We start from the raw sequence: 12093 nt of genomic DNA on the forward strand, positions 1-12093 counted from the left end.
GGTCTAGCAGCCGGAGGTGCCCATTGAGTGCGGAGGCCACGACCCCTGCCACGCCCGCCCCGACGACGCCCGCGCCCGGAGCGTCCGCGACACCCCCGGCGCGCGCCCCGCGCCCGGCGCCTCCCACGCCCCCGGCCCCCGAGCCCGGGAGCACACCAGCGGCCCCCGCCGGCCCCCGCCGCAAGAGCCGCCACCTCGACCTCCGCCGCCTCAGCCGCGCCGCCCTCCGCGGGACCGCCGCGCGCGACCGGCTCCCCGACGCCATCGGACACGTCGTCGAGGCGCACCGTGCCCATTACCCCGAGGCCGGGCTCGACCCCCTGCGCCGCGCCTATCTCCTCGCCGAGTCCTCCCACCGCGGCCAGATGCGCAAGAGCGGCGAGCCGTACATCACGCACCCGCTCGCCGTCACCCTGATCCTCGCCGAGCTGGGCGCCGAGACCACGACGCTGACGGCCTCCCTCCTCCACGACACGGTCGAGGACACCGACGTCACCCTCGCCCAGGTCGGCGAGGAGTTCGGCGAGGAGGTCCGCTTCCTCGTCGACGGCGTCACCAAGCTGGAGAAGGTCGACTACGGCGCCGCCGCCGAACCCGAGACCTTCCGCAAGATGCTCGTCGCCACCGGCAACGACGTCCGCGTGATGTCGATCAAGCTCGCCGACCGGCTGCACAACATGCGCACCCTCGGCGTCATGCGCCCCGAGAAGCAGGAACGCATCGCCAGGGTCACCAGCGACGTCCTCATCCCGCTCGCCGAACGCCTCGGTGTGCAGGCGCTCAAGACCGAGCTGGAGGACCTGGTCTTCGCGATCCTGCGCCCCGAGGACTACGCGCACACCCGCGCGCTGATCGACCGGAACGCGGAGCGCGGCACCGACCCCCTCACCGAGGTCGCCGAGGAGGTCCGCGCGGTCCTGCGCGAGGCCGGCATCACCGCCGAGGTCCTCATCCGGCCCCGCCACGTCGTCTCCGTGCACCGCGTCTCCCGCAAACGCGGCACCCTGCGCGGCACCGACTTCGGCCGGCTCCTCGTCCTGGTCGCCGAGGACGCCGACTGCTACGCCGTGCTCGGCGAACTGCACACCTGCATGACGCCGGTCGTCTCGGAGTTCAAGGACTTCATCGCCGTCCCCAAGTTCAACCTGTACCAGTCGCTGCACACCGCCGTCGCCCGCCCGGACGGCGAGGTCGCCGAGGTGCTCGTGCGCACCCACCAGATGCACAAGGTCGCCGAGGCGGGCGTGGTCGCCCTGGGCAATCCCTACGCCCCCGGCGCCGAGGACCCGGCCGACGGCGAGCGCGCCGACCCCACCCGCCCCGGCTGGCTCTCCCGCCTCCTGGAATGGCAGGAGGCCGTCCCCGACACCGACATCTTCTGGTCGGCGCTGCGCGAGGACCTCGCCCAGGACCGCGAGATCACCGTCTTCCGCCCCGACGGCGGCACGCTCGGCCTGCCCGAGGGCGCCACCTGCGTCGACGCCGCCTACGCCCAGTACGGCGAGGACGCGCACGCCTGCATGGGCGCCCGCGTCAACGGCCGGCTGGCCACGCTCAGCACGGTGCTGAAGGACGGGGACGCGGTCGAACTCCTCATGGGCCAGGACGCGGCCTCCGAGCCCTCCAGGGAGTGGCTGGAACACGCGCACACCCCCGCCGCGCGCATCGCCATCCAGCGCTGGCTCACCGCCCATCCGCCGACGCCGCCCGCGGCGTCCCCCGCCGAGGCGCCGCCCGCCGCCCCGGCCGAGGGCCCCCAGGCCGCGCGCCGGGCGCCCGTGGCCACGCCGGACACGGAGACCCGCCCCGCCCGGACCGCCCCCGGTGTCGTCGCCGACCGCCCCGAGGCACCCGTACGGCTCGCCGGATGCTGTACGCCCGTACCGCCCGACGAGATCACGGGCTTCACCGTCCGCGGGGGAGCGGTGACCGTCCACCGCGTCCAGTGCGCCGGAGCGGCGCGCATGAAGAGCACCGGGCGCGCGGAGGTCGGCGTGCGCTGGGGGGACACCACCGACTTCCGCGTCACGCTGGTCGCCGAGTCCTTCGGCCGGCCCCATCTGCTCGCCGACCTCACCGAGGCGATCGCCCGTGAGGGCGTCGGCATCGTCTCGGCCACCGTCGCACCGCCCAGCCAGCAGCGGGTGCGGCACACCTACACGCTCCAGCTCCCCGACGCCACGCAGCTCCCCGCGCTGATGCGGGCCATGCGGGAGGTCCCCGGCGTCTACGACGTCGACCGCGCCCAGCACACCGAGTCCACGGCCCGAAGCCTCGAACAACGCTGACCGGGGCGTGAGCCGCCGGGCGCGGCCGGTCCCTCCCGGCATCCCCGGCACCTCCGGCCGTAGCCGTACCGGGCCGCGCGGTCGGGGCGGAGCATGCCCGCCGCCCCGCCGCCCCGGCGGGTGGGCGTGCGCGCGGGCGTACTCCGCACCCGGGGCGCCGCCGCCTACGTTCCCGGGGCTCCCGCGCGCCCCTCTTTCGGGTGGGCCCGGCGCGCGTCTGCGCCCTCCGGCGTGCGGGCGCTGATAGCCGTGATCCATGCCGCACACCGTGGATCCGCAGCACCCGTCCGCCCCGCCCTCGTCCCCGCCGTCCTCCGGCACCCGCAGGTCACGCCGTTCCCGTCGCGCCGGCCGGCTGCGTGCCGCGCTGTGCGCCTCGGCCGTCTCCGTCGGCCTCCTCGCGGCCTCGGCGCCCTCCCCCGCCGAGCCCCTCGGCCTCGGCGACCGGCTCTACCCGCACCTCGGCAACCCCGGGTACGACGTCCGCGCGTACGACCTGTCCTTCACCTACGGCGGCGACAACACCAAGCCGCTCACCGCCGTCACCAGGATCGACGCCCGCGTCACGGAGAACCTCGAGCGGTTCAACCTCGACTTCTCGCACGGCACGGTGCGGTCCGTCGCCGTCAACGGCGAGCCCGCCTCGTTCACCACCGCGGGGGAGGACCTGGTCGTCACCCCGGAGACCCCCCTCGTACGCGGAACGCCGCTCCTCGTCACCGTCCGGCACACCAGCGACCCCCGCAAACCCGCCGAGAACCGGGACGGCGGCTGGGTGCGGACCACGGACGGCCTCGCCATGGCCAACCAGGCCGACGCCGCCCACCTGGTCTTCCCGTGCAACGACCACCCCGCGGACAAGGCCGACTTCACCTTCCACGTGACCGCGCCCGAGGGCTACACGGCCGTCGCCAACGGCCTGCCCGCCGGGGTCGAGCGCACCGCCCGCACCACCACCTGGTCGTACCGCACCGCGCACCCCATGGCCACCGAGCTGGCCCAGGTCTCCATCGGCCGTTCCAAGGTGCTGCACCGCGAGGGCCCGCACGGGCTGCCGGTCCGCGACGTCGTCCCCGCCGCGGACGAGAAGGCGCTGGAGCCGTGGCTCGCCCGGACCCCCGGTCAGATCTCCTGGATGGAGAGCAAGGTCGGCCCCTACCCGTTCGAGACGTACGGGCTGCTCATGGCGCAGGCGCAGACCGGATTCGAACTGGAGACACAGACCCTCTCGCTGTTCGAGAAGGAGGTGTTCACCCAGCCCGGCTACCCGGCCTGGTACGTCGAGTCGATCATGGTGCACGAGCTGTCCCACCAGTGGTTCGGGGACAGCGTCAGCCCGCGCTCCTGGTCCGACCTGTGGCTCAACGAGGGGCATGCCACCTGGTACGAGGCGCTGTACGCCGAGGAGAAGGCGGACCGACCGCTTCAGGCCCGGATGAAGGCCGCCTACGGGGCCTCCGACGGCTGGAGGGCCTCCGGCGGCCCGCCCGCCGCGCCGAAGCCGCCCAAGGCCGGCCAGAAGATCGGCATCTTCCGCGCCAACGTCTACGACGGGGCCGCGCTCGTGCTCTACGCGCTGCGTCAGGAGATCGGCGCGGACGCCTTCCAGCGCGTCGAGCGGCAGTGGGTGGGTACGCACCGGGACAGCACGGCGACGACGGCCGACTTCGTGCGGCTGGCGTCCGAGGTCGCGGGCCGGGACCTCAGCGGCTTCCTGCGGCCGTGGCTGTACGGAGCCAAGACACCGCCGATGCCGGGCCACCCGGACTGGCGGCCCGCCACCGACGCCGGCTGACCCGGGCCGTGCGGACCGCGTCCCCGGGCACCGCCCGGTCCGGGGACGCGCGCGGGGCCCGCCCGGGGCGGCGGCCACGCCCGGGTGATAACACGGTGACGGAGGCCGGGGGCCCGTGGGACCATCGAGGGGTCGACGGCACGGCCGCGCCGGGGAATCCCACGGCACGCCCGGACGTTGACACAAGCGACGGCGGATGCCGCCGCCACCTCATTCCCACGACGTAAGGACCGCATGACCTCCTCCTCTTCCTCTTCTCAGGCCACCAAGCGCCTCGCGCGCACTCACCCCGAGGGTCTCCGGGCCGATGCCCTGATGGAAGAGGACGTCACCTGGAGCCACGGGATCGACGGAGAGCGGGACGGCGACCAGCTCGACCGTTCCGAGCGCGCGGCCCTCCGCCGCGTCGCCGGCCTCTCCACCGAGCTCGAGGACGTCACCGAGGTCGAGTACCGCCAGCTCCGCCTGGAGCGGGTCGTCCTCGTCGGCGTCTGGACCACCGGCACCATCAAGGACGCGGACAACTCCCTCGCGGAGCTCGCCGCCCTCGCGGAGACCGCCGGTGCCCTCGTGCTCGACGGCGTGACCCAGCGCCGCGACAAGCCCGACGCGGCGACGTACATCGGCTCCGGCAAGGCCGAGGAGCTGCGGGACATCGTCCTGGAGAGCGGCGCCGACACCGTCATCTGCGACGGTGAGCTGAGCCCCGGCCAGCTCATCCACCTCGAGGACGTCGTCAAGGTCAAGGTCATCGACCGTACGGCCCTGATCCTCGACATCTTCGCCCAGCACGCCAAGTCCCGTGAGGGCAAGGCGCAGGTCACGCTCGCGCAGATGCAGTACATGCTGCCGAGGCTCCGCGGCTGGGGTCAGTCCCTGTCCCGCCAGATGGGCGGCGGCAAGGGCGGCGGCCTCGCCACCCGCGGTCCCGGTGAGACCAAGATCGAGACGGACCGGCGCCGGATCCGCGAGAAGATGGCGAAAATGCGCCGGGAGATCGCGGAGATGAAGACCGGCCGCGAGATCAAGCGCCAGGAGCGGCGCCGCAACAAGGTGCCCTCCGTCGCCATCGCCGGCTACACCAACGCCGGCAAGTCCTCGCTGCTCAACCGCCTCACCGGCGCGGGCGTCCTGGTCGAGAACGCGCTGTTCGCGACCCTGGACCCGACCGTGCGCCGGGCCGAGACCCCGGGCGGGCGGCTGTACACCCTGGCGGACACCGTCGGCTTCGTCCGGCACCTGCCGCACCACCTGGTCGAGGCGTTCCGCTCCACCATGGAGGAGGTCGGCGACTCCGACCTCATCCTGCACGTGGTGGACGGCTCGCACCCCGTCCCGGAGGAGCAGCTGGCCGCCGTGCGCGAGGTGATCAGGGACGTCGGTGCCACCGACGTACCCGAGATCGTCGTCGTCAACAAGGCGGACGCGGCCGACCCGCTGGTCCTCCAGCGGCTGCTGCGGAACGAGAAGCGCGCGATCGCCGTCTCCGCCCGCACGGGCCGCGGCATCGACGAACTGCTCGCCGTGATCGACGCGGAGCTGCCCCGCCCCGCGATCGAGGTGGAGGCGCTGGTGCCGTACACGCAGGGCAAGCTGGTCGCCCGCGCCCACGCCGAGGGCGAGGTCCTCTCCGAGGAGCACACCCCGGAGGGCACGCTGCTCAAGGTGCGGGTGCACGAGGAACTGGCGGCGGACCTCGGGCCGTACACCCCGGCGCCGCTCGCCTGATCCGGGCGGTCACCCAGGCACACGACAAGGGCCCGGCCCCCGCGTACTCGCGGGGGCCGGGCCCTTGTCGTTCTTCCCGGGCCGGCCGGGCGGCCGAGGGCTACTGCGCGGCGGCGAACTTCCTGCTCACCGCGTCGTACACGCCCTTGGCCACGTCACCCAGCCGCGGGCCGGCCAGCCAGCCCGCGCTCACCGGGCCGATCGAGGTGTTGGAGACCAGCGCGGGCTTGCCGTCCGTGCCCGTCTCCACCCAGCCGCCGCCGGAGGAACCGCCGGTCATGGTGCAGCCGATGCGGTACATCGTCGGGTCGTCCCGTTCGACCGAGAGCCGGCCCGGCTTGTCCTGGCACTGGTACAGCTTCTGCCCGTCGAAGGGCGGCGCCGCCGGGTAGCCGGTGGCGGTGAGGCTGTCCACGTCCGGCACGGCGGGCGCGGAGAAGTTCACCGGCAGGGCCGAACCGACCGTCTCCTCCAGCGACCTGCCGTCACTGCCCTTCTCCGGCGTCACATGGATCACGGCGTAGTCGTACGAGGCGCCCTGGCCCCCCGTCTCGCCGCCCTGTTCGATCCACTGCTGCGAGGTCTGCGCCCAGTCGCCCCACCAGATCCGGTACGGGGCGACCTCCTCCTCGCCGGCGCCCACCAACTGGTCGGCCGTCTTGCCCGCGTTGTTGTACGAGGGCACGAAGGCGATGTTGCGGTACCAGCCGCCCTTCTTGCCCGCGTGCACGCAATGGCCGGCGGTCCACACCAGGTTGGACTTGCCCGGGTGCGCGGGGTCCTTCACGACCGTCGCCGAGCAGACCATCGTGCCCTGGGGGGCGTCGAAGAAGACCTTGCCGGCCGTGGCCGCGTTGTCGTGGTACGGCGCCGCGACCGGCCTGGCCCGCACCGGCGCGGGCGTCGGATCGGTGACGCCCTGGTCGGCGGCGAGGTCGGCGGTGTCGACGCCCTTGTCCGGGTCGTCGGCCTTGCGCATCCGGTCCGGGTCCCACAGACCCTCGATCACGGGGTTGATGTACTCGTTGGCCTCGCGCAGCCAGTCTTCCTTGTCCCAGTTCTTCCAGGCGCCCCCCTTCCACTTGTCCAGGTCGAAGCCGTGCTCCTTGAGCTTCTGCTTGACGTCGTCCGGGATGTGGATCTTGCCGTCGCCACCGGCGGAGGGGCTCGCGGAGACCTCCGCGTCGGCCTTGGTGTCGTCCTCGGAGCCGCAGGCGGTGGCCGTCAGGGCCAGCGCGGCGGTCACCGCGACGGCCGCCGTGACAGGGGAGACCCTGCGGCGTCCGCTCCTTTCTCGGCGGGCGGCGGAGAGCGGGCGTATGAGTCGCATGGTGTGAAGTCCCCCTGGAACGAACGGGTTCGAGCTGCGCGACCGGCCGTCGTGGACGAGGAGTCCCCGGTCCGGACGGTGTGACGCGAGGGCAACACACTATGCGGTCGGTGTGAGGGGTTGCCCGGCGGAGGGCAACGGTTCCGCCACAGCGAGGGTCGGCCCAAGTGCGGTGCGTGCGACGGGCGTCCGGGCGGGGAGCGTGCGGTGGCGCCGGATCCGGGCGGTGGACGGGTGAAAGAGGGCGCCTGTGCGGCGAAAGAGGGCGCCTGTGCCCGCTTCCCCCGGCCCCCTCCCGTCGTTGGTGGACACGGGGCCTGCCGTCCGTCTGTTCGGCGTGCGCGCGGTGCCCCGGCAACTCGCCCTCGGTAAGCGGGAGGAACCGTCGTCGTGGCAGTGACCGGATCCGCGGTGGCATCGGATGCGCCGGAGGTGGCAGGGGAGCCGTCCGGGCGTGCGCGCGGGGCGCACGAGGGCATCCTGCGCCGGCAGGCGGCACGCGAGTCGAGCGCCCGCACCTACGCGCGCGCCCTGCCGATCGTGCCCGTACGCGCCCGTGGGCTCACCATCGAGGGCGCCGACGGCCGCCGTTACCTCGACTGCCTCTCCGGCGCGGGCACGCTGGCCCTCGGCCACAACCACCCCGTGGTCCTGGAGGCGATCCGCCGGGTCCTCGACTCGGGCGCCCCGCTCAACTGCCTCGACCTGGCCACCCCCGTCAAGGACGCCTTCACCACCGAGCTGTTCCGCACGCTGCCGCCGGGGCTCGCCGAGCACGCCCGCGTCCAGTTCTGCGGACCCGCGGGCACGGACGCCGTGGAGGCCGCGCTCAAACTGGTCCGCGCCGCCACTGGACGCACCGGCATCCTCGCCTTCACCGGCGCCTACCACGGGCAGACCGCGGGGGCACTCGAAGCGTCCGGGGGCGCGCAGGAGGTGCGGGTGGCGCGGCTGCCGTACCCCCAGGACTACCGCTGCCCGTTCGGCGTCGGCGGCGCGCGGGGGGCCGAACTCGCCGCACGCTGGACCGAGTCGCTGCTCGACGACCCCAAGTCCGGGGTGCCGCTGCCCGCCGGGATGATCCTCGAACCGGTGCAGGGCGAGGGCGGCGTGCTCCCCGCCTCGGACGCCTGGCTGCGCCGTATGCGCGCGCTCACCGAGGCGCGGGCGATCCCCCTGATCGTGGACGAGGTGCAGACCGGGGTGGGCCGCACCGGCCGCTACTGGGCGGTCGAACACAGCGGCACGGTGCCCGATGTGATGGTGCTGTCCAAGGCCATCGGCGGCAGCCTGCCGCTCGCCGTGGTCGTCTACCGCGAGGACCTCGACGTGTGGCCGCCGGGCGCCCACGCGGGCACGTTCCGGGGCAACCAGCTCGCCATGGCCGCGGGCACGGCCACCCTGGCGTACGTCCGTGAGAACGGCCTCGCCGCACGGGCGGCGGAACTGGGCGAACGGATGCTCGGTCAACTCCGCGAGCTGGAAGGGGCGTACGGGTGCGTGGGGGAGGTGCGAGGGCGCGGTCTGATGATAGGGGTGGAGCTGGTCGAAGCGGAGGGTGAGCCGCTCGACGGCGCCGCGGGGGCGGCCCCCGGCGGACCCTGTCCCACCGCGCCCGACCTCGCGGCCGCCGTGCAGCGGGAGTGCCTGCGGCGCGGACTCATCGTCGAACTGGGCGGCCGCGACGCCAGTGTCGTACGGCTGCTGCCCCCGCTGACGATCACCGACGAGCAGGCATCCGCCGTCCTGGACCGCCTCGCGGACGCCGTGGCGGCGGTGGCCGGGGGAGTACGCGCCGACGCGTGAGGCGTCCGCACGCGGTCACCGGGTCAGTCGCGCTCCCTGCCACCGCGCACGCGCCGTGTCGACTTCCTTCGCGCGTATCCGCACCCCTGTATCCCAGAAGACCGAAGGAGCCCGTGTGAACACGACCGCAGCCGCAGTCGCCGACGCCCGCACCGACGACCCCGCGCCGCCCTCCGGTCTCCACCCCGGTTCGCACACCGATCCGCCCCCCGGCGCGCCCCCCGGTCTGCTCGCCGATCCATCGACGACCGCCGGGCCCCCACCGCCGCCGTCCCCTCTTTCGGCCTCCGCCGGTCACCCGCCGCTGCCGTCCCCGCCCGGTCCCTCGCCCGACACACCCGCCACGGGTGACCACCGCTTCGCCCCCGGTCGTCGCGAGCCGTCCCGTCACGATGACCCGCTCGACGATCCCGACCCCCATACCGCCGCCCAGGCCGCCGGTGTCGAGAACCTGCTGCGCTGCTGGGTGCGGGAGAACGGCCTCGCCGCCCCGGGGGACGAGGGCGTGCTCCGGGTCCCGCTGCCCGCCTCCGCCACCCATCTGCACGTCCCCGTCCTTTACTGGTCGGCGACCGGCTGGCACCGCTTCGGGGCGCCCTACCTGGCAGACGCGCCCGAGCCCGCCCCACCCGTCGACGCCGTGACGCTCGCCGCCCTGCTGGCGCGGGAGGCCGCCGCGCGCTCCGGCGCGCCGGGGCCGGACGCCGGGGCCGCCGATCTGGTCGGCCGGGTCGCCGACTCGGTGCGCCGTACCACCGTCTTCCTGCGCGAGCGCCGGGCCCGCCCCGAGGACGGCCCGGACCGCTTCCTCGCGGCCGAACAGGCGCTGCTGCTCGGCCATCCGCTGCATCCCACCCCGAAGAGCCGCGAGGGACTCTCCGAAGCGGAGTCGGAGGCGTACTCGCCGGAGACCCGCGGCTCCTTCCCGCTCCACTGGCTGGCCGTGGCCCCCACCGCCCTGGCCGCCGACTCCGCCTGGACCGCAGGCGGACGCCCCGTGCCCGCCCCGCTGCTGACCGCGCGCCTCGCCGGCCCGGGCCTGCCCGTGCCCGCCGGGCACGCCGCCCTCCCCGTCCATCCCTGGCAGGCGCGCGCACTGCGCCTGCGCCCTGCCACCGCCGCCCTGTTCGAGGCCGGGCTGCTCCGCGACCTAGGCCCGCACGGCGCGCCCTGGCATCCCACCTCCTCCGTCCGCACGGTGCACCGCACCGGCGCCCCCGCCATGCTCAAGCTGTCGCTGGGCCTGCGCATCACCAACTCCCGCCGGGAGAACCTGCGTAAGGAACTGCACCGCGGGGTCGAGGCGCACCGGCTCCTGCGCACCGGCCTGGGGGAGCGCTGGCGGGCCGCCCACCCCGGCTTCGACATCGTCCGCGACCCGGCCTGGCTCGGCGTCGACGCCCCGGACGGCACCCCCGTGCCCGGGCTCGACGTGGTGATCCGGCACAGCCCGTTCGCCGCGGCGGACGACGTGTCCTGCGTGGCGGGCCTGCTCGCGCCGCGCCCGCTGCCGGAGCCGGGACCGCTCTCCGCCCCCGGGAGCGCCCAGGCTCGCACCGGCTCTCGGCTGGCCCGCCTCGTCACCCGGCTCGCCCGCCGCACGGGACGTCCGCCCGGAGCCGTGTCCGCCGAGTGGTTCCTGCGCTATCTGGAAGCGGTCGTGCGCCCCCTGCTGTGGCTGGACGCGGAGGCCGGGATCGCGCTGGAGGCGCACCAGCAGAACACCCTGGTCCTGCTCGACCCCGAGGGATGGCCCGCCGGCGGGCGCTACCGCGACAACCAGGGCTACTACTTCCGCGCCTCCCGGCACGCGGAGCTCGACGCCCTCCTGCCCGGCATCGGCGCCCGCAGCGACACCTTCGTCCCCGACGCGGTCGCCGACGAACGGTTCGCCTACTACCTCGGCATCAACCACGTGTTCGGACTGATCGGCGCCTTCGGCGCGCAGCGCCTGGCCGAGGAGCGGCTGCTGCTCGCCGCGTTCCGCCGCTTCCTCACGGGCGTCGCCACCGGCCCGGGCCGGCTCCGCACCGACCTGCCCGCCCGGCTGCTGGACTCGCCCGTGCTGCGCTGCAAGGCCAACCTGCTGACCCGGCTGCACGGGCTCGACGAACTCGTCGGCCCGGTCGAGACCCAGTCGGTGTACGTCACCCTCGCCAACCCTCTGCACGGCTGACCGCGGCCCGCCCGCGTCCGCCGCCCCGTCCCGCTGTCAGCTGTCCCCCTGTCTGCTGAGAGGAACGCCGCCGTGCCTGTCCACGATGCGCGCACCGGTGCCGAGGCCGCCACCGAGGCCGGCCTCGGCGCGAGCACCGCGTCGAGCCCCACCACCGCGCCCGCCGCGCCCGCCGCGAGCCCCACCACCGTGCCCGCCGCGCCCGCCGCGAGCCCCGCCGGCGGGCACGAGGTCCCCGCCGAGTCCGACTGCGAGACCACCCTGAGCATGCGGCCGGTCCGGGAGTTCACCGCGCCCGCGCCCGAGGGGGCGGACGCCGCCCCCGCCCCGCCCGGCCCCGCCGACGATCTGCTCGGCCGGATCGGGGACTGGGACCCGCTCCTCACCCCCGTGGGCACCTTCCGGCTGCTGCCGGTCCGCCCGGAGCGCGACACGGCGCTGCTCGCGCGGTGGATGAACGATCCGGCGGTCGCCGCCTTCTGGGAGCTCGACGGGCCCGAGGAGGTCACCGGGCGGCACCTGCGGGCCCAGCTCGAGGGCGAGGGCCACAGCGTGCCCTGCCTCGGCGTGCTGGACGGCACGGTGATGAGCTACTGGGAGCTCTACCGTGCCGACCTCGCCCCCCTCGCCCGGCACTATCCGGCCCGGCCGCACGACACCGGCGTCCACCTGCTCCTCGGTGCCGTCGCCGACCGCGGACGCGGGCTCGGCTCGGCGCTCCTGCGGTCGGTCACCGACCTCGTCCTCGACCACCGCCCGGCCTGCGCCCGCGTGGTCGCCGAACCGGACCTGCGCAACACCGCCTCCCTCACCGCCTTCCTGAGCGCCGGGTTCCGCTTCTCCGCGGAGCTGTCCCTGCCCGGGAAACGGGCGGCCCTCATGATCCGCGACCGCTCCCTGCGGCACCTGATGTGAGCGGGCCCGCGGTGGTCGGCCGCGGGCGGCTGCCGCCCGGGCGCCCCTCACCACC

Annotated in this window: 7 protein-coding genes; 6 read left to right on the plus strand and 1 reads right to left on the minus strand. The window is 74.8% G+C overall.

The features are described from left to right. Window positions 1-23: 23 nt before the first annotated feature. The 3 genes from OHB09_RS24820 to hflX all read left to right on the plus strand — a co-directional run bounded on the left by OHB09_RS24820 (window position 24) and on the right by hflX (window position 5811). Window positions 24-2288 carry a RelA/SpoT family protein gene (locus tag OHB09_RS24820; protein ID WP_328922543.1) on the plus strand — a complete coding sequence of 755 codons (2265 nt, stop codon included), beginning with the start codon at window positions 24-26 and terminating at the stop codon, window positions 2286-2288. 256 nt (window positions 2289-2544) lie between these two features. Next, complete coding sequence (locus OHB09_RS24825; protein WP_234528070.1) at window positions 2545-4083, plus strand: M1 family metallopeptidase; 1539 nt, start codon at window positions 2545-2547, stop codon at window positions 4081-4083. Between the two features lie 234 nt (window positions 4084-4317). Beyond that, window positions 4318-5811, plus strand: coding sequence for a GTPase HflX (hflX, locus tag OHB09_RS24830; protein WP_328922544.1), 1494 nt, complete (start codon window positions 4318-4320; stop codon window positions 5809-5811). Window positions 5812-5911: 100 nt separating this feature from the next. Here the strand turns inward: hflX and OHB09_RS24835 are convergent, their stop codons facing one another. Continuing rightward, window positions 5912-7141, minus strand: coding sequence for a trypsin-like serine peptidase (locus OHB09_RS24835; protein ID WP_040896458.1), 1230 nt, complete (start codon window positions 7139-7141; stop codon window positions 5912-5914). 390 nt (window positions 7142-7531) lie between these two features. Between OHB09_RS24835 and OHB09_RS24840 the strand changes: the two genes are divergently transcribed. From OHB09_RS24840 to OHB09_RS24850, 3 genes are all read left to right on the plus strand, one after another. Continuing rightward, the gene (locus OHB09_RS24840) at window positions 7532-8947 is read left to right on the plus strand and encodes a diaminobutyrate--2-oxoglutarate transaminase family protein (protein WP_407077349.1); all 1416 of its coding nucleotides are present in this window, start codon (window positions 7532-7534) and stop codon (window positions 8945-8947) included. Between the two features lie 226 nt (window positions 8948-9173). After that, on the plus strand, window positions 9174-11123 hold the full coding sequence (locus OHB09_RS24845) for an IucA/IucC family protein (RefSeq protein WP_407077368.1): 1950 nt from the start codon (window positions 9174-9176) through the stop codon (window positions 11121-11123). 72 nt (window positions 11124-11195) lie between these two features. After that, on the plus strand, window positions 11196-12038 hold the full coding sequence (locus OHB09_RS24850; RefSeq protein ID WP_328922546.1) for a GNAT family N-acetyltransferase: 843 nt from the start codon (window positions 11196-11198) through the stop codon (window positions 12036-12038). The last annotated feature ends 55 nt before the right edge of the window (window positions 12039-12093 follow it).

This window comes from Streptomyces griseoaurantiacus (assembly GCF_036189845.1).
GTDB classification, from domain to species: Bacteria; Actinomycetota; Actinomycetes; order Streptomycetales; family Streptomycetaceae; genus Streptomyces; species Streptomyces griseoaurantiacus.